This is a genomic window from uncultured Gemella sp. (genome assembly GCF_963537375.1).
Lineage (GTDB): Bacteria > Bacillota > Bacilli > Staphylococcales > Gemellaceae > Gemella.
In genome coordinates this window covers 1-18,567 of the sequence record NZ_CAUTDQ010000017.1, presented here as the reverse complement: position 1 = coordinate 18,567, position 18,567 = coordinate 1, and the positions used below count along the sequence as shown (strand labels likewise).

Genomic DNA, 18,567 nt, shown 5'->3' with positions numbered 1-18,567 from the left:
TGAAATGACAAGAAATAAATTAATAGATTTAAACAATCATTTATTCGAAGCACTAGAAAGAATAAATGATGATAAGTTAGAAGGGGATAAACTTCAAGAGGAAATGAATAGAGCAAAAACAATAACTATGATTGGGAATACAATTATTAATAACGCTAATTTAGCTTTAGAGGCTGAAAAATATAAAAATGAATTTGGTAGAGGTGCTACTTTACCATTAATGATTGAAAATGGGAAATAGTGGAAGTTTTAAAAAAGGTCATATTCCTTGGAATAAAGGCCTTAAAGGTTGCTTTGGTGCTAGGAAAACTAGCTTTAAAAAAGGTCATTTACCATCCAATACTAGAGAGATGTATTCAGAAAGATTGAGTAAAGATGGATATATTGAAATAAAAGTAGGGATAAATAAATGGATCTCTAAACATCGTTACATATGGGAACAGCATCACAAAAAAGAAGTCCCTAAAGGTAAAGTAATAATATTTCTAGATGGGAATAATAGAAATTTTGAAATAGAAAATTTAAAACTTATTTCTAGAGGGGCGTTATTGATTTTGAATAAAAGATATCGATATATAACGAAAGATAGAGAGCTAATGAGATCTTGTGTAGATTTGAGTGAATTAATTATATCTTTGAAAAAGAAAGAGAGGAATAAAGCGTGAAAATTAACAATAAGGAATTTGAAATAATATTCACAATGAAAGATGATGAATCAATTTGTGTTAAGGCTAGTAAAAACACAGTTGATAATGTATATAAATTGCATAAAGATTTAGATGAGTTAAAAGGTAATATAATACTAGATTTTAATGGAAAGAAAGTTGATCTAAGAAAAGTAAATTATTTTAGATGGTATATGATTTTGGATGAAAACGTGGAGAAGAATTAATGGAAAACGAACCACAAACAATTTCAGAAGCAGTAGAAAATTTGAAAAATAAGATAAAAAAAGGAGTATCAAAGTATCATAGAAAATTATTAATAAGTTGGTGTATCGCATATATAATAGTGTGTTTAGTAGCTTGGATATTTTTTATGTACAAGATTTTAGGAGGATAGAAGATGAAACAACCAAAAGTATATATTAAAAGTTTAGGTATGATATTACCTGTAGAAGTGATTAATTACCATGAAAAAATAGTAGAAGTGTATTTTAATGATAATGCTGATTTTGTACCTTATAAGTTCGATGAGGTGATACTTATAGAAAATACAGGTTTCAAAGACAAAAAAGGAAATTCTATATTTGTTGGAGATATTGTAGAAAGAACAACGTATGATAAAACTTGTGTTTATACAGAAGAAGTTGAAAAAGATTATTTTGATAGTTCGTATTACACAGTTTCCAAAGGGAGCTTATCTAAACTAAATGAATTTAGAAGAGGAAATTTAGAAGTAATTGGTAATATTTACGAAAATGACGATTTATGGAAAAAAATCGCTGCAATATAACGGAGAGTTAGACGATTAGGAGGACAGAAGATGAAACAACCTAAAGTATATATTAAACATTTAAATAAAGTGTTAGAAGTAGAATCTGTTAGATTTGATACTAAAGTAGTTGGAGTTTATAACGAGGATAGAGCTATGTATTCTTATTATGATTTTGAGGATATTGAATTTATCTATAACACTGGATATAAAGACATGGACGGTAATTATATCTGTACAGGAGACATATTAGAATATAAAGATACTGGTGAACGTTATTTAAGAAAATATGTAGTAGAAAAAGACGAAGATACAGAATACTATTATTATTTAACGATTGAGGAAAGATACTTTGTCGATAGAGTACATGGTATGGAGGATGAATATTTAGTAATTGGTAACATTTATGAGAATAAAGAATTGTTGGAGGACTAGCAATGAAATGGCACAAATTATATTTAAGAAAAATGACTGAAGAAGAAAAAGAATTTTATCAAGGTGATCATGATGAAATATGGGACGGTGAATTACCTAACCTTGGTGAAGAAGTGCTAGTAACTATCCCTTTGTCTTCTGGAGAGTTTACTGATACCTCTATCGATACATGGGAAGAATTTGGAGATGAATTAGGTTTTGAAAATACTGATAATGATGTTATTTATTGGATGGAAATACCACAATACAACGGAGAATTGGATGAGTAGGAGGAATAGCTATGAAACTATACAAAATTACAATTAGTTTCAAAAATGGAGAAAAAACAATCTACGTTTTTAATGTTGAAACAACAAAGAAATTACTTTGGTATTTCGATATGGCAAAAAGAAACGATGAAATAATGTATTTTGAATATGATTTAAGAGGTATAAAATTAAACCTTATGGATGTGAGCGACATTGAATGCGAAGAGATATAGGAGGTAAATATGGAATTAAAATCAATGTTTATAATCGACGTACTGCTTTACATCATCGGAATATTCTTCTGTGTATCGCTAATATCTGTGATGGTGTTTATGGTTGTTGCTTTAAAGAGATATATTAACTGGAGGAAGTAAGATGTACGATTTAAAAGCTTATACTCCAACTCAAGGGGTTAAATCAGTGACACGTTATAATTTTAGAACACAAGAAGTTGAGCTAGAAGTTGCACCTTATATGCCCGTTAAAACTAAGAATTTTAAGTTGTTACGTTGTAGTGAATTAAAAGATATATGGGGTAATTTAATATACGAAGATTATATTGTAAAATATAAAGATGATTTAATTGGTGCAGTTAAATTTATAAAAGGTAAGTTTGTTGTTGAGTTTAAACAAATAACAGTTGATTTATGTAATATCTATGATAGATTATTAATAATAGGAGATGTGTATGCAGGAAACGAACAATAAGAATAATAAAACGAATAGAAGAGGTAAAGAGAGTTATTTAAAGAAAAAGTTTCTAGAGCAAGTAAAATACTTAAGAGGATTGATTGAGTCTGATAAAAGGTTACTTGAAGAGAACGAGTATAGTTTAATCAATATTAAAGGTATGGACTATTCGAAAGATAAAATAAGAGGTGAAACAAAATCAACTCTTGAATCCCGTCTAGATAAATCGGAAGAATTAAAAAATCGAATTCTAAAAAGCATAGAAGCACTTTTAGAAATGCAAAATAAAATTAAGGAATATATAGACAGCATGCCGAATTTAGAATATAGATTATTGCTGCAGTTAAGATACTTAGAATGTAAGACATGGGCAGAGGTTGAGCATATATTAGATATTGAATATACAACTAGAAATCAAAAGCATTCATTAGCTATTAATCAGATATTCATTCCAGATATAATAAAATATAAAAAAATATAATATCATATAATAAAATATAATAATATATAATAAGATATAAACAAATATAAATTCAAATGTAATATAATATATGTGTGAATGATTTCACAAGTATTAAGATCCTTTATATAAACAATAATCGTATACCAATTAAGCGTGATTTGCATCACGCTTTTTTGTATGGAGTTTTAAATGTATAAAACAAAAGAACAAAAGCAAAGATTCTATAAGAGTAGCAACTGGTTAAAGTTGCGACTGAAAGCATTGAAGAGAGATAACTATGAGTGTCAACAGTGCAAGAGATTAGGTAAGGTGAGCAAAGGTCAGAACGTTCACCATAAATTAGAAATAGAATTCTATCCTGAACATGCACTTGATATTAACAACCTAGAGACATTGTGCATTAATTGTCACAACGTTGAGCATGGTAGATTGTTTGGCAATGGTAGTAGGAAGAAGAGATGGAACGATGAAAAGTGGTAGTATTTCCCACGTAGCCCACTATTATTTCCCGGAAATACCCCCCTCAAAAAATTTTGAAAAAAATTTTTTTCTTCAGGAGCGGGCGGGTCTCTTTTTCGGAGCTGAATCGATATTTTTTTCACGAGGGGGGGGAGTGGTATAGCTAATGATAAAAAAAAATCGACCGTAAACCAAAGAGAATTAAAAAAATTTCTTTTGGAAAAGATTAATCAACCTGATAATATTCTTGAGATTGAGAAGGTAAATAGGTACATGCAATTTGTCGAATTAATAGCGAAACTTAAGCAAGATATTAAAAAGCAAGGAGTAACTATTGTAGTAGAAAATGGTAGTCAAAGTTATATAAAAACTCATCCTGCTATCGCTGAAATTAGTAAATTAAACACTAGTATGCTTGCAATCGAAAGAACATGGAATTTTAAAGTTGATTACATAGAAGATATTAATGATGATGATCTAATATGATTTTAAATAAATATGTAGAAGAGTATATTAGTGATTATCGTGAAGGTAAAATAGTATTAAATAAAGAACGTATTCAGCTAATAGATATATTAGAGAAATATGTTTTTCCAAGAGATGATATATATTTCAATGATGATTTAATTGAAAAGTGTATAAAGTTTGGAGAGAAATATTATTTTAAGTTACAACCATTTCAAAAGTTTATAATTGCTTTTGTTTTTTTATTATACAAGAAGAATGATAAGGCATATTATAGACGTTTTTTAATTATGATGGGACGTGGTGGAGGAAAGAACGGATTAATTTCTGTTTTAACCAATTTTTTAATTAGTTCACTTCATGGTATCCCAGATTATAATATTTCAATAGTTGCCAACTCTGAAGAACAAGCTAAAACATCTTTTAATGAGAGCTATAATGCTATTACAAGAAACCAGCGAATGGTTAAGAGTTTTAAATGTACTCTTGAACAAATACAAAATCTTAAGACTAGAAGTATCTTGAAGTTTAGAACATCAAATGCAAGTACGAAAGACGGATTAAGAGATGGAGCTGTAGTATATGATGAAATCCATCAATATGAAAATAATAATACTGTTAGAGTATTCTCAAGTGGGTTAGGTAAAAAGAAAAATCCACGAGAGTTTTTTATTACTACAGATGGTTATGTAAGAGATGGATTCTTAGATAAGCAAAAAGCAAAAGCTAGTAAAATTTTAAGCGGTGAAAGTCCTAACAGTAATATGTTTATTTTCATCTGTAAGCTTGATGATTATGAAGAAATTGATAATCCAGATGTTTGGGAAAAAGCTAATCCAATGTTTAGTAATCCTAGAAGTGAATATGCAGATAATCTTTTTGATGTTATTTTTGACGAATACAGAGATTTAGAAGATGAACCAGAGGGACGTGAAGAGTTCATAACTAAACGTATGAATCTTCCTGAAACTGATTTAACTAAAAGTGTTGCTACTGATGAAGAAATTTTTGCAACTAATAGACCTATGCCAAATGTTAAACATAGAACGTGCATAGGGGGACTAGATTTTGGTTCTATCCGAGATTTCACTGCTGTAGGATGTTTATTTAAAATTGATGGTGATTATGTTTGGAAAACTCACTCATTCGCAAGAAAAGAGTATCTTGATAAAGCTAAATTGAAACCACCTATAAGGGAATGGGAAAAACAAGGACTTTTAACGGTTGTTGATGAACCATCAATAAATCCTGAACATGTTGTAAATTGGTTTGTAGAAATGAGAAAAGAGCATGGGTTAGAGACTATAGTTGCTGATAATTATAAACTAGATTTACTACGACCGCTTTTGGAAAAACAAGGATTTGAGGTTGTATGCATTAGAAATCCTAAGGCTATTCATCCTCTACTAATTCCTAGAATAGAGAGTGCTTTTGCTAACCGTCAAATTATTTGGGGCGATAATCCTTTAATGAGATGGTACACGTTTAATGTTTATGTAAATATAAAAAAAGATGGAAATAAGGTATATGAGAAAAAGGATGAACACAGAAGAAAAACAGATGGATTCCAAGCATTTGTACATGCTATGTATAAGGCTGGAGAGTTGCTTAATGATGAAGTTGATTTCTTCTTAAATAATTTAGAATTTTAAAAAAGAGGTGAGATTTTGGGATTTTTTGGCAAAAAAAAAGAAATCGACATACTCCTAGATTTAGATTTAATAGAAAATAGTTATGAAAATGTACATATGAAAAATATGGCATTACATACAAATATAGATCTTATCGCAAGAACTATTTCACAATTAGAATTTCTTGTTGTGAAAAATGGTGAATATATAAAAGATAGGCTATATTACAAGCTAAATGTTAAACCTAATAAAAATCAGAATGCTTATGAATTTTGGAAACAATTTGTTGAAAATATATTTTATGAGAATGAGTGTTTAATTATTAAAACTGATTCTGATGATTTAGTTATTGCAGATGATTTCTACAGAGAAAGATCCGCACTATATGAAGATAAGTTTTCAAATGTACAAATTGACACATTTAGGTATGATAGAGATTTCTATAGTGAGAGTGTGTTGTATTTCCACTATAGTAACCGTAGATTACAGAACTTTGTAAATGGTATATATAAAGATTACGGAGAACTATTTTCAAGAATTGTAGCATTTCAGAAAAGAAAATCTCAAGTAAGAGCAGTTACTAAAATTGATACTACAAAATATGATCAAAGTAAAACTCATGAGATTCAAGAATTTATTAATAGGATAACTAAGGCATTTAGAGACCAAGAGTACGCTAATGTACCTATGCAAGAGGGACTTGAATATAGTGAAGCAAATAAAAATAGCGTAAAGGCTGAATCAGTTGATGAAGTAGCAAAAGTTGTTAATAACTTTACTAATCATATTGCTAATTGTTTAGGAATACCTGTTGGTTTGCTGAATGGTAATTTAGCAGATGTAGAGAAGCAAACTGATAATTATATGAGGTTTTGTATTAATCCATTAATTAAGTTTATTATTTCCGAGTTTAACGGGAAATTTTTCACAGAAAAAGAGATATTAAATGGTGATGGATTAGAAGCAAATACAACTCCAATAATGATCTATAATATATTTAATTCTGCAAGTTCTATTGATAAGTTGATTGCTAGTGGAATGTACACTATAAATGAGCTTAGATTAAAATTAGGTGATAAATTGTCTACTGAAGAGTTGGCAAATAGACATCATATAACTAAAAACTATGAAACTTTAGGAGGAGGTGAGCAAAGTGACGAAGAAGAAAGTTGATTACTTTTTTAATTCAGTACAAACAAATGGAAAAACTGAACTAACTATTAGTGGTGCTATTGGTGAGAGTTCATATTTTTATGAAGCAACATCAGCTAAAGATGTTAGAGAAGCGTTAGAAAATGCTACTGGAGATGTTCATATATATTTAAATAGTGGTGGTGGAGATGTATTTCAAGGTATTGAAATCTACAATTATTTAAAAAACATCTCAAACAATGTTACTGTTGAGGTTACAGGAACAGCATGTAGTGCTGCTTCTATTATTGCAATGGGTGCTAATAAATTAATAATGAATACTGGAACTTCGCTTATGATTCATGAAGCCTCAACAATTGCTTGGGGAAATAAGAATGAAATCAAGAAAACATTAGGAGCGTTAGAAACAATTGACACTCTACTTGTTGATATTTATAGCGAAAAAACTAATATTGATAAGTCAGAGATAGAAAACTATATTTCAAATGAAACATGGTTTACTGCGGATGAAGCTGTAGAACTTGGTTTTGCTGATGAGAAAAAATCAGAAGTAAAAGCAGATGAAAATATGGAAAATATTTTAACGAATGATTTTATTGAGAATTTATTCAAAAACGAAACATTTGTACAGAAAGTTTCTAGTATGGTTAATAACAATGTGTTAGACAATAAAGAAGATGAAGAAACTATAAATAACAATGGTTTCTTTTTATAATGGAGGAAAATAAATGACAATTAAATTTAAAAATTTCGAAGAGAAAAAACGTTTATATGCAGATTCAGTGTTAAATAATGAATCAAAGGAAACACAAAGTAAAGCATTTGATGATATGATGTCAACAATGGTTGATGAAATCAGAGATGATATTTTATCAAATGTGAATACTAATAATACGGACAATATTATTTTAAGTAATAGAGGACAACAAGTATTAACATCTGAAGAATTGAAATTCTTTAACACTGTAATTGAGCAAGGTGGTTTTAAAGAACATGATACTTTACCAAAAACAACTCGAGAGCGTGTGTTTGATGATTTAGTAAAAGAACATCCACTATTAGCAAAACTAGGTTTAGAAAACTATGGAGCTATTACAGAGTTTATTTATGGTAATCCAGAAGGTGCTGCAGTTTGGGGAGAACTATTTGGAGGGATTCAAGGTAGTTTAAATGCTAACTTTAGAAAAGAAAAAATCGGTGAATACAAACTTACAGCATTCTTTGCAGTATCTAACGATATGTTATCATTAGGGCCTGTTTGGGTTGAAAAATATGTAAGAACTTTCTTAGTAGAAGCATTAAAGGTAGCTTTAGAAAAAGCGTTTATTTTAGGTGATGGGAAAAGTCAACCTATTGGATTAAACCGTGATTTATTAGCTGCAGTTACTCAAGGACAATATGCTGAAAAAGCTTCAGCAGGTACTTTAACATTTAAAGATACTAAGACTATTATTGCTGAAATTGCAGGAGTTCATAAAAATCTTGCAAAATATAAACGATTGAAAAAAGATGGAGTTACTGAAGAGGATGAGTTCCAAGCTAGAAATATTGCTGGTAAGGTAGTTATGCTTATTAATCCGTTTGAATATTACGATATTATGGCAAGAGCAACTGTTCAAAATGCTTCTGGAACATTCATTACTGCTTTACCATTTAATCCAACGATTATTGAGTCAATTTTCGTTCCAACAGGAAAAGTAATTTTCTTTGTAGAGGGTGAATACTTAGCGATTACTGCTGGAAGTTTTGGAATTAGTCAATTTAAAGAAACTCTAGCTATGGAAGATGCAACATTATATATTACTAAAATGTATGCAAATGGTAAGCCAAAAGATAACTACGCAGCACAAGTATATAATTTAAATATTACACCACTAGCATAGGAGGATAAGTTATGGTTAAAGTAAAAATTTTAAATTCTTTTGTGGATAAATATTCTGATGAAGTATATAAAGTAGGTGATACTGTAGATTTCCCTGCTGAAAGACTAAAAGAGCTAAAACAAAATTTATCAGTTCATGATAGAGAATTTTTCGAAGAAGAAACGAAAGAAGTCAAAGCTGTTGAAAATGTTGAAGAAGAAAAAGTAGAAGTAACATCAGAAGAGAAAGCTGAAGAAGAAAAAGTAGAAAAAACTGTAGAGACTACGGAAGAATAATCTATGGATGAACTATTAAAAAAGTTAAAAGATAGATTACATATTTTACATAATGATGAAGATGAGCAACTTAAACAGTTGCTTTCTTCATCTATTTTTTCGTTAAAAAATCAGTGTGGATATTTTGATGAGACAACTAATCTTTTAGCACAGGAGTTAATTTTTGAAAGAGTTAGATATGCATACAATGATAGTTTAGAATATTTTGATAAAAATTTTAGGACACAAATTATTAATCTTGCTTTATCAGTAGGAGAAATAGAATGATAAATCTAGGAAAAAAACAAGAAAAAGTTAATCAGACATATAATGATGGAATAGCTAAATTTGTAAAGTATGAGTTTGGAAAAGATAAGTTTAACACTAAATTAACATCAAAAACTGAAAAAGAAATTAATAAGTTTTGGTTTAGGAAGTTAAATATTACATCTGTAGAAAAATATCAAGCTTTACAAGTTGATACAGAAGTATCAAGAAGAATAGCGATTCGTTTATTTCCACAGATTGATGATTATATTTTAAGTGATCTATTTATCATTATTAAAAATAAATCCTATACGATTTCTAGAATTTGGCATAATCATAAAAAAAATGAAACTGAATTATCATTGGTCGAGGTGATTAAAAATGAGCATTAAAGAGTTAATATTTCAGACTATATCAGATATGGAATTGAATATTCCAGTTTCTTATGGATTTAGTGATGATACTGATTTTCCTAAAATTGTATATTTTCATGTACATACTACAGAAAAAAGATTATCTGATAAGCGAAAAATTAAACACCATGTATATCAGCTAAATTTCTATGATCTAGTGCCACATGATTTGGATAGTTCAGAAATTTTACAAAAGATACAAAACTCATTGGATGATACTAAATTAAATACTGGTTCTTGGCAAGAAGTAATTGATGTGGATGCTGACAAAAAAGAAACTCAATTTATGTATTTCTTGGAGATTTACTCATGACAAAAGAGTTTGGTTTTAGTGGAGCGATTGCTAAGTTAAATAAGATTAGCAGTAATGCCAAATCTATTAATAGCATAGTAGAAAAAGAAGCAGAAGAAATTAAAGATAATGCAAAAAAAATCGCTACTAGCAAAGGTTTAAAAGTAACTGGTGCTGGAGTTGAGGGGATTATTACAAAACATGCATTATATGAAAGTACAGTAGGTTGGGCAGGTAGGCCCAATCTACATTTATATTTCCATGAAGTAGGATTTCATGCTGGGTTTTCTAAAGCTACTAGTAGAGAAAGACGTGGTAAGCGTGCAAGAAGATATAAAAAAGGCAGTAGAAAATATGTTGCTCCTAAGCCACATATTAGACCTGCAGCATTACAACATAAAGATTCATTTGCTAAGAAAGTTAAAGATAAATTATTAAATAAATAGGAGGAACTGAAATGACAGTAACTAAAGAGAGAGTAGAAAGAGCGTTAATGACAGGTGTTGGTGCTGGTTATTTACAAAAAGTAAAGACAGAACCAACTAGTGAAAGTGGATTAACATATGAGGATAAGGTATACGAAGTATTCGCAATAGATAAAGTAGCATTTAAAGGGCAGACAAAAAATAAAACAGTATATTTATCAAACAATAAATTACGTGACATTGTTAAATTCTCAAGTGCAGAGATGACTGTAGATATTGGATTCTTCCCAGAAGGTTTCGTAGAAGAAATGAGTGGAATGATTAAACTTGCAGATGGTGCATATGTTCAAGGAGATAGTCCGAAGTATAAATATTTCAGATGGTCATTCCTTGTTACAGACGAAAATGGTGGAGAAATTATTTACAACTTCCCATACTGTCAATTAAAACATCCAGATTTCAATGCAGAAACTGAAACTGATGAGAAGAAAGAAAATATTGCACAGGTTACTATTGAGGCATTCCCAGTAATTGGAAATAAAAAAGTATACTCTAAAATTGACTTACGTACGACTAATTTATATGATCGTGAGAAATTATTATTAAATGGTTTCTATGATGCAGAGACTTTAAAAGCATGTATTAAAGACGGTCAAACAGACTCTACAGTAGTCCCTAGAGCATAATAAATAAGATTTAAAGAGCCGACATAAGTTGGCTCTTTTTTGGAGGTAATAAATGAGTATTTTTACAAAAAATATAAAGACTTTTAAAACTGATATTTTAGGACATGAAGTTGAATTAAGATGTAATTTAGCAGTTTGGTTACATTTGGAAGCAGACTTTGGTATTAAACAAGGTGAATGGGCAGATGTATATTTAAAAGAAAAGAATATTGCTAGTGCTAAATTTTTAGTATCTATTTTGAAAGCTAATAAGTTAAAAACAACACTTGAGGAAGTTTTAGAAAATGTAACTGATACTGACTTGGAAGTATTTATTCTAAAATATCAAGAAGCTATGTATGGAGATCAAACAGCAACATTACTTCAAATGTTAGGGATTACTGATGATAGTGAACTGGGAAAGAATATTTTAGAAGAACAGGTAGAAGACCTAGTTCATTCACAACCAAAAGTAGTGAGCAGAAATCCGAAGAAAGCCAAGAAGAGACAGAAGAAGCACAAGAAATAGATTGGGACGATATATTTTATAAGTGTAGAACTTGGTTCAACATGACTATAGATGAATTTATGTATGATTATTCATTAGATTATATTGTTTATATGATTAATAGATATATTGAAGATAATTATACAACGAATGATTCTGAAGAAGAGGGCATAAGAGTTACTAACGCAAGTAATATATTATAGGAGGTAAAAATGGCAAGTTACATGGATAAAGTCGGTGTCATACTGACTGCAGAAGGTGTAGGGTCTTTTACCTCTGCTATTAAGCAAGGTGAAAATGCCTTACGACAACTTCAAGCAGAAGCTAGAAGAAATATAGCTTCATTAGGTAGCGGTGCGAAAGCTTACGATGTCTACAAAGCAAAGATGAGTGGATTAACTACTCAAATGAAACAATCAGCGAGTAATGTTAATAGTTTAAAAGATAAATATGATGCTTTAAAAAAATCTACTAGTGAGATACCAAAGGAGATTGAAAAGTTATCAAATGCTTTTAGGCAGAAGCAATCAGTTCTAAAAACTAATGGAACGTTGTTACAAAGTCAAAAAGAGCATTTAAAACACTTAGAAAGCACTTATGGTAAGAGTAGTGCTGCTGTTCAAAAATATAAAGAAACAGTAGCAAATACAAGCAAAGCATATAAGAAGACTGAACAAGAAGTAAAAAGCCTTGAAACGCAAATTAAAGGCTTAAATAGTACGTTAAGTACTCAACAGAAAGAATTAGGAGCATTACCAACTAAAATAGCTAATGCTGAAACAAGCTATTTTAAATTAAGAGATGCAGTAGAGAAAACTCACTCTGCATTTAGAAATAGTGGTGGTAGGTTAGCTGATACTGCTCAAAGATTTAATGATGTTGGTACTAGGGCACAAATTTTAGGACAGAAGATGTCGGGAGTTGGTGACGGTTTAACAAGAGCTACTGCAGGGATATCATCTGGAATGTTATTAGCTGCTAGAAGTGCAATTAATTTTGAAAGTGATTTTGCTGGAGTAGTTAAAACTGTTAACGCTACACCAGAACAGCTAGAAAAGATTAGACAGAATTTCTTAAATCTTTCTACAGAGATTCCTGTTACTGCAAATGAATTATCGAGAATTGGTGAAGTGGCTGGGCAGTTAGGTATTAAAACTGAAAATATAGTTGACTTTACAAAGACTATCGCAGATTTAGGAGCAACTACTAACTTAAGTAGTGAAGAAGGGGCAACTAGTTTAGCTCAATTCATGGCAGTTATGGGAACTAGTCAAAGTAGTATTAGAAATCTAGGTTCTACGTTAGTAGAATTAGGAAATAACTTTGCCACAAATGAAAAATCTATTGTAGAGATGTCTCAAAGATTATCTGGTATGGGTAAACAAACTAATATGTCAGAAGCTGATGTATTAGGATTAGCAGCTGCAATGAGTACTGTTGGTATTGAGGCAGAAGCTGGTGGTAGTGCAATGACACAGGTTATGACAAAAATGCAAAACGCAGTAATGTCAGGTGGAGAAAACTTAGGTAAGTTTGCTAAAGCTGCTGGGGTTAGTGCTGGTGAATTTGCTAATGCATTTAATAATCGACCTGTAGAGGCACTTGGATTAGTTCTTAAAGGTCTTAAGAATGTAAAAGAAAGTGGAGGTAATGTTAACGATGTACTGGAATCATTAGGTGTAACAGGTATTCGTGAAGCTGATGCCATGAAGAGACTTTCTGGAGCATTAGATGGAGATAGTGGATTAGGTAAAGCCTTAGAAATTGCTAATAAAGGTTGGAAAGAAAACACAGCCTTAACTAAAGAAGCAAGCATCAGATATCAAACAAGTGCTAGTAAAATTCAAATGGCTAAGAATGAAATTCAAAAAATGGCAATTGAAATGGGTTCTGAATTGCTTCCGAGATTAGCGGAAGTATTACAACATTCTAAACCTGTAGTGAAAACATTAGGTGATATGATGTTATGGTTTAGTAAATTGCCACCAACTGTCCAATTAGCAGTGCTAGGTATGGGACCATTCTTATCTGTTCTAGGAAGATTAACAACTGGTGCAGGTGCAGGAGTTAAGAGTATAGGTACTCTGATTCAATGGTTAGGTAAAATTCGAACTGGTAAAGCAGTGGCTGATGTTGCCAAATTAGGTACTGAAATTGCTGGAGTAGGAACTAAGGCTGCAACTACTGGAAGCATGGCTTCTATGTTAACTAATCCATATGTTGCAGGAGCTGCATTAATTGGAGCTGCTTTTGTCGGATTAGGATATGGAATATATCGTGAAATGACAAAAGACAGTAGAAATCATGAAGCATCCGTTGAGCAAACTAACGGAAAATACAAAGAGTGGTATGACCAAGTTATTAAAGGTGCAACACAATCTGGAAGTGCAATCGACAGATTAAAAGGTGATGTTCAAAATAATAGTAAAGCCATAGTAGAGGAAACTGAAAAAATTAAAAAAGCTAATACCTCAATCATGGAAAGTCTTGATAAAAACTTTAAAGAAGGTAGTTGGTATTCATCTGATGGAGAAATCAGAAAGAAACTAAAAGAGAATCTATCTTTAAGTGATGAAGATGTAAATGAAATCGAAGGTAGGTTTAGAAACTATGGGATTATGTTAGGTAATTCATTATCGAGTATTCAATCAAGCTATTTAGAGAATAAAAACATTACATCAGAATATGCAATGGCACAGATTAAGACTATTAATGACTTAGCATTATCTACTATAGAAGGTATTGAAAAACGTAGAAAAGCAGAAAATGATAGGTTAAATGATTTAAAAGCTGCTGGATTAATTGAAGAAGCAGAATATAAAAAACAATCTGAATTTATTAAACAAACCTTTGATGATTCAGTGAATTCTGTAAGAGAAGCACAAGGGAAAATCAAAGAAATTTTATCTAACGTTGCAAAAGACCATAGAAGTTTAACAACTCAAGAGATGAATGAAATAGAGAATCTCTATAAGAGACTAGGTAAGAGTGCTACAGAAGCTGCAACTGAAAGTAAAGAAGCACAGAAAATTTTACAGCAAGGAATGGAAGAAACAGCCTTAACTGCTAAAATTGCTGCATTAAAACAAATTGGATTAATTACAGATACTAAAGAAGAATACATTAATAATTTAGGTTCTATCGAATCTAAGATTCAAGAGGTTAATAGTATTTTAAATAACTGGACTAGTCACTCTGATATTAAATCAATAGGAATTAAATATGAAGGTCATGATCTTGTATTTAATTTTAAAAACGATTATGAAAGAGCATTAGCATTGCCAGATATTATGAAAGCAATCACTATTGCAGAAAGTCAAGGTCGTACTATTAAGATGACTAAAGAAGACTTAGAATGGTTAGACAGTAAAGGTATCAAACCTAAAAATGTAGAAATTGTCGATAAAGCAAGTCTTCCGTTAGATAACATTAATGGAAAGATAGATACGTTTAAAAATGCTAGTTTGCCACCTAAATCAATTATGTTTAAAGATGATGGAAGCAATGTTATTGAAAATGCGATAAAGAATATCCTTGGGTATAATGTTTTGGCAATTAATGAAAAAACACTAACTGCCAAAGATAATGCAAGTCAACCAATTACAGATGCACAAGGAAATTTAAATACATATATTAGTACTAATCCTGCTGAAAAAGTATTATCAGCTAGTGGAAATGCCAGTCCATTTATTCAAGATGCTACAGATAGAGCAAATGTATTCGCTGCAACTAATCCAGCAACTAAGAGTATCATGGCTCAAGGTAATGCTACACCATTCACTGATGCAGCAACAGCAAGTACTCAAAGATTTAATGCAACACCTACACCTACAAAACAATTAGAAGCAAATGATAACATCACTCACAAAGCCAACAGTGCAGCAGGAGCAGTTAATAACATACCTACTTATGTTGAAACAACATGGAATTTCTTTAAAAACACAATTAGTAGATTTTTCGGAGGAGAACACGCTACTGGTGGACACATCGGAATGCATGCAATGGGTGGACATATTGGGATGTTTGCTACAGGTGGAAACATCAGTACAACTCAAAACTTACCACCTAAATATACAGGTATCGTAGGTGAAGCTGGTCCAGAATTATTCCAAGTAACAAGAAGTGGTGTGAACATTACACCATTATCAACAAGAGAGAAAATTAAAGGAATAAGTGGAACATTAGCAGAACAATATGGAGCTAATAATCCTAATGTTAATATTACCATCAATGTGACAGGTAATAATATAAACAACAAAGAAGACATTGATACATTAGTAAAAGAGATTGAACAAAAATTAGTTAGATCTATGAAAGAATACAAAAATATGAGTTTTGGAGGTGGTAGAAATGTCGTTACATTATAATGAATTAATCTTCAAAGGGAAGTCTACCGCCGATTTTCCCTTTGAAATTTTTGTAATAGAAAATGATGGAATTAATAAAGGGAAAAGAAAAGACAAAATATTTACATCTGATGATATGTCAGGAGGAATTGTAAGAAGTTCTACAGCTTATGAGCTTGTAGAAAAATCATATAAGCTATTAATCCACAATGTAAGATTGAATCAAGTTAATGAATTATTAGTTTGGTTAGAAGGCAGTGGGAAATTAATAGCCTCTGATAATCCTGGAAGGTATTATGAGGTGTTAACAGTATCTGCAGTTAGAGCTAGACTAGGTGAAGTAGATGAATATGAAATAGATGTAGTATTCACTTGTAATCCATTCTCATATAGTATTGCATCTGATATTAAGACATACACAGGAAATGGAATTATCAATAATGAAACTAATGTAATAATGTATCCTAGAATCACTCTATATGGAAATTCAACGAGTGGCACATCATTAACCATAAGTAATCAGGTAGTCAGATTAAAACAGCTATCTGAAAAGTTAGTTATTGAATGCAAACAAGGAGAACAAAATGTATATGATAAGAATGGAAATTTATTAAATAGTGTAATGCTAGGAGCGTTCTTTGAGATTAAACCAGGAGTGAGTGGGATTGTTCTAGGAAATGGAATTACTAAGTTGGAAATAGAGTGTAGATGGGGGGCGTTTATTTAATGTTATGGTTATATGATGAATTTGAAACAGACTTTACTTATAACGGAATAGTGTTGAATAATGCTTACGATTCAGACATTCACTGGGTGTTGAATACAATGTATAAATTAACATTCAAATATCCAACTGTTGATAACGATCTATATTCATTCATTGAAAAAGGTATGATTGTAAAAGCTGATGAGCATGACAGAACAAACTTATTTAGAATTAAGGATATTGATATATCTGAAAATGATAAATGTATTACTGTAACTGCTTATCAAAAGAACTATGATTTTAGTAAAAGATTAGTTAATAACTTTAGTAGAGTTAGAGTTAATTGTATGTCTGTATTAGATGAATGGTATAGTCAGTTTCTTTCTAGTGAGAAAGATTTTTCATACTACTCTGATATCAGTGATATAAATTCATTCTCAACATATAAAGACGAGAAGGACGGTCAGCCTAAGTCATCATTCGATTTATTAGGAGAAATAGCAAGTGTATATTCTGCAGACATAGATATGCATGATAAGCAAATTAGTTTATTGAGGAAGCTTGGCAGAGATACTGAAGAAGTATTAACTACAGCTAAAAATATAAGTGAATTTGTTAATACTAGTAATTCTGATGAAATTGTTACTAGAATATATGCCACAGCTACTTTTAGAGTCGGAGATAAAGATGATAAGAAAGATTTACAGGCAAGGCATAGAGAAGAATTAAGAGCCTTAAGGCAGTCTCAAAAAGAGTACTCACAACGTAAGAACACTGAAAAAAAATCTCAACAAATTCAAGAAGAGATAGCTAAGAAGTATGCCAAGGAACTTGCTAAACAAAATAAATCAGTTAAAAGAAGTGGAACAACATCAAAATCATATTCGCAAATAGAATCAGAAGTTAGAGCTAAATATCAAGTAAGAGAACAAAAAGCACAAGTAAGAAGAGTTGAAAGTCAAGCATTAGCAGATAGAAAAAAATCTGAAATAGAATCTTTAAAAGCTAGACAAAAAGATGAAGCAGCTTCACTAGATGAAGAAATTACTATTAGTTTAATTATTGAAAGTCCATTGATTAATGATTATCCATTTATTAATGAAATTTCAATTTCTAATAATGATTTAAGAACAGCTGAAGAACTTGAAGAATGGGCAATGGAGTATTTCACAAAAGGGAATATTGATAAGCCTAAAAACTCTATTAAGGTAACTTATGAGCAGTTATCAGAAGATATCAATCGTGGTGACACTGTAATTTTAAAATATTTAAAATATGGTGTAGACGAAAGAATAAGAGTAGTTGAAACTCATTATGATCCAATGCTAAAAAAATGGAAAGAGTTTATTCTTGGTGAAAAAGAAGGCAGATTAGGTTCAGAAGTTTCTCATTCGAGTAGTGGAGCAGAAGCAAGAGCTAATGCTTATACAGACAGATTATCAATGGATATTGATCGTAGAGTAGAAGAACGTAGTAAAAACTATGATGAACTATTTAAGAAAAATACAGATGAAATCAATAAAAAGATTGAAGATGGATTTGAAAAAGCTAAAGCATCAAGTGAAGTAACAATAGCAAAAATTGATGAAGATCTAGAGAAAAAACTAGCACCTATTAGAAACCAAGTATCAACAACCGTTGAAAACTACAACAGGCAATTCCAAGCTACAAACTTAGAAATAAGTAAAAATAGAGTTGAAGCAACTAAGCAAATTCAAGCCTTATCTGATAGAGTTAACAACATTCAAGATATTTCTAATAATGAAACAGTTGTAGAGCTTAGAGGACTTGTTAACGGTGCTACTAGCAAGGTTACAGAACTAGAAACTAG

28 protein-coding genes are annotated in these 18,567 nt (G+C 30.7%); all 28 read left to right on the top strand.

Going from position 1 to position 18,567, the window contains the following annotated elements:
* Positions 1-4: 4 nt before the first annotated feature.
* Positions 5-241 carry a hypothetical protein gene (locus RYK99_RS04640; protein WP_294681974.1) on the top strand — a complete coding sequence of 79 codons (237 nt, stop codon included), beginning with the start codon at positions 5-7 and terminating at the stop codon, positions 239-241.
* On the top strand, positions 231-665 hold the full coding sequence (locus tag RYK99_RS04635) for an HNH endonuclease signature motif containing protein (protein WP_314990566.1): 435 nt from the start codon (positions 231-233) through the stop codon (positions 663-665). Before RYK99_RS04640 ends, RYK99_RS04635 begins: the two co-directional genes overlap by 11 nt.
* Positions 662-892 carry a hypothetical protein gene (locus RYK99_RS04630; RefSeq protein ID WP_314990564.1) on the top strand — a complete coding sequence of 77 codons (231 nt, stop codon included), beginning with the start codon at positions 662-664 and terminating at the stop codon, positions 890-892. The genes RYK99_RS04635 and RYK99_RS04630 overlap by 4 nt, the downstream gene beginning before the upstream one ends.
* A complete protein-coding gene (locus RYK99_RS04625; protein WP_314990562.1) occupies positions 892-1,062 on the top strand; it encodes a hypothetical protein in 171 nt (56 codons plus the stop codon). The genes RYK99_RS04630 and RYK99_RS04625 overlap by 1 nt, the downstream gene beginning before the upstream one ends.
* Positions 1,063-1,065: 3 nt before the next feature.
* Positions 1,066-1,455 carry a YopX family protein gene (locus RYK99_RS04620; RefSeq protein ID WP_314990560.1) on the top strand — a complete coding sequence of 130 codons (390 nt, stop codon included), beginning with the start codon at positions 1,066-1,068 and terminating at the stop codon, positions 1,453-1,455.
* A gap of 30 nt (positions 1,456-1,485) precedes the next feature.
* Positions 1,486-1,869 carry a YopX family protein gene (locus RYK99_RS04615; protein ID WP_314990559.1) on the top strand — a complete coding sequence of 128 codons (384 nt, stop codon included), beginning with the start codon at positions 1,486-1,488 and terminating at the stop codon, positions 1,867-1,869.
* A gap of 2 nt (positions 1,870-1,871) precedes the next feature.
* Complete coding sequence (locus RYK99_RS04610) at positions 1,872-2,138, top strand: hypothetical protein (RefSeq protein WP_314990557.1); 267 nt, start codon at positions 1,872-1,874, stop codon at positions 2,136-2,138.
* A gap of 11 nt (positions 2,139-2,149) precedes the next feature.
* Positions 2,150-2,350, top strand: a complete 201-nt coding sequence (locus RYK99_RS04605; RefSeq protein WP_314990555.1) for a hypothetical protein — start codon at positions 2,150-2,152, stop codon at positions 2,348-2,350.
* A 9-nt stretch (positions 2,351-2,359) separates the two neighbouring features.
* Entirely contained in the window at positions 2,360-2,491 is a 132-nt protein-coding gene (locus RYK99_RS04600; protein WP_314990553.1) for a hypothetical protein, read from the top strand.
* Position 2,492: 1 nt separating this feature from the next.
* The gene (locus tag RYK99_RS04595; RefSeq protein WP_314990551.1) at positions 2,493-2,825 is read left to right on the top strand and encodes a hypothetical protein; all 333 of its coding nucleotides are present in this window, start codon (positions 2,493-2,495) and stop codon (positions 2,823-2,825) included.
* The gene (locus RYK99_RS04590; RefSeq protein WP_314990549.1) at positions 2,806-3,288 is read left to right on the top strand and encodes a hypothetical protein; all 483 of its coding nucleotides are present in this window, start codon (positions 2,806-2,808) and stop codon (positions 3,286-3,288) included. The genes RYK99_RS04595 and RYK99_RS04590 overlap by 20 nt, the downstream gene beginning before the upstream one ends.
* Before the next feature lie 171 nt (positions 3,289-3,459).
* Positions 3,460-3,750 carry an HNH endonuclease gene (locus RYK99_RS04585; RefSeq protein WP_314990548.1) on the top strand — a complete coding sequence of 97 codons (291 nt, stop codon included), beginning with the start codon at positions 3,460-3,462 and terminating at the stop codon, positions 3,748-3,750.
* Positions 3,751-3,945: 195 nt separating this feature from the next.
* The gene (locus RYK99_RS04580) at positions 3,946-4,215 is read left to right on the top strand and encodes a P27 family phage terminase small subunit (protein ID WP_156438959.1); all 270 of its coding nucleotides are present in this window, start codon (positions 3,946-3,948) and stop codon (positions 4,213-4,215) included.
* The gene (locus RYK99_RS04575; protein ID WP_060913946.1) at positions 4,212-5,846 is read left to right on the top strand and encodes a terminase large subunit domain-containing protein; all 1,635 of its coding nucleotides are present in this window, start codon (positions 4,212-4,214) and stop codon (positions 5,844-5,846) included. Before RYK99_RS04580 ends, RYK99_RS04575 begins: the two co-directional genes overlap by 4 nt.
* Before the next feature lie 15 nt (positions 5,847-5,861).
* Positions 5,862-6,998: a phage portal protein gene (locus tag RYK99_RS04570; RefSeq protein WP_314990543.1), complete on the top strand. Its 1,137-nt coding sequence runs from the start codon at positions 5,862-5,864 to the stop codon at positions 6,996-6,998.
* Entirely contained in the window at positions 6,979-7,692 is a 714-nt protein-coding gene (locus RYK99_RS04565) for a head maturation protease, ClpP-related (protein ID WP_314990541.1), read from the top strand. Before RYK99_RS04570 ends, RYK99_RS04565 begins: the two co-directional genes overlap by 20 nt.
* Positions 7,693-7,705: 13 nt before the next feature.
* Entirely contained in the window at positions 7,706-8,860 is a 1,155-nt protein-coding gene (locus tag RYK99_RS04560) for a phage major capsid protein (protein WP_314990539.1), read from the top strand.
* A gap of 11 nt (positions 8,861-8,871) precedes the next feature.
* Positions 8,872-9,135, top strand: coding sequence for a hypothetical protein (locus RYK99_RS04555; protein ID WP_314990537.1), 264 nt, complete (start codon positions 8,872-8,874; stop codon positions 9,133-9,135).
* A 3-nt stretch (positions 9,136-9,138) separates the two neighbouring features.
* A complete protein-coding gene (locus RYK99_RS04550) occupies positions 9,139-9,402 on the top strand; it encodes a hypothetical protein (RefSeq protein ID WP_060913950.1) in 264 nt (87 codons plus the stop codon).
* Positions 9,399-9,773 carry a head-tail adaptor protein gene (locus tag RYK99_RS04545; RefSeq protein ID WP_060913951.1) on the top strand — a complete coding sequence of 125 codons (375 nt, stop codon included), beginning with the start codon at positions 9,399-9,401 and terminating at the stop codon, positions 9,771-9,773. Before RYK99_RS04550 ends, RYK99_RS04545 begins: the two co-directional genes overlap by 4 nt.
* Positions 9,763-10,107 carry a hypothetical protein gene (locus RYK99_RS04540; protein WP_314990534.1) on the top strand — a complete coding sequence of 115 codons (345 nt, stop codon included), beginning with the start codon at positions 9,763-9,765 and terminating at the stop codon, positions 10,105-10,107. Before RYK99_RS04545 ends, RYK99_RS04540 begins: the two co-directional genes overlap by 11 nt.
* Positions 10,104-10,532 carry a hypothetical protein gene (locus RYK99_RS04535; protein ID WP_314990533.1) on the top strand — a complete coding sequence of 143 codons (429 nt, stop codon included), beginning with the start codon at positions 10,104-10,106 and terminating at the stop codon, positions 10,530-10,532. The genes RYK99_RS04540 and RYK99_RS04535 overlap by 4 nt, the downstream gene beginning before the upstream one ends.
* A gap of 11 nt (positions 10,533-10,543) precedes the next feature.
* Positions 10,544-11,197: a hypothetical protein gene (locus tag RYK99_RS04530; protein ID WP_060913954.1), complete on the top strand. Its 654-nt coding sequence runs from the start codon at positions 10,544-10,546 to the stop codon at positions 11,195-11,197.
* Positions 11,198-11,249: 52 nt separating this feature from the next.
* On the top strand, positions 11,250-11,705 hold the full coding sequence (locus RYK99_RS04525) for a hypothetical protein (RefSeq protein ID WP_314990530.1): 456 nt from the start codon (positions 11,250-11,252) through the stop codon (positions 11,703-11,705).
* A gap of 41 nt (positions 11,706-11,746) precedes the next feature.
* Positions 11,747-11,887 (top strand): hypothetical protein, encoded by a 141-nt coding sequence (locus tag RYK99_RS04520; protein WP_314990529.1) that lies wholly within the window; start codon positions 11,747-11,749, stop codon positions 11,885-11,887.
* Positions 11,888-11,896: 9 nt separating this feature from the next.
* Positions 11,897-16,051 carry a phage tail tape measure protein gene (locus RYK99_RS04515; RefSeq protein ID WP_314990527.1) on the top strand — a complete coding sequence of 1,385 codons (4,155 nt, stop codon included), beginning with the start codon at positions 11,897-11,899 and terminating at the stop codon, positions 16,049-16,051.
* Complete coding sequence (locus RYK99_RS04510) at positions 16,035-16,757, top strand: hypothetical protein (protein ID WP_314990525.1); 723 nt, start codon at positions 16,035-16,037, stop codon at positions 16,755-16,757. The genes RYK99_RS04515 and RYK99_RS04510 overlap by 17 nt, the downstream gene beginning before the upstream one ends.
* A partial coding sequence (locus RYK99_RS04505) for a phage tail spike protein (RefSeq protein ID WP_314990523.1) occupies positions 16,757-18,567 on the top strand: 1,811 nt, incomplete at its 3' end. The genes RYK99_RS04510 and RYK99_RS04505, both read left to right, overlap by 1 nt.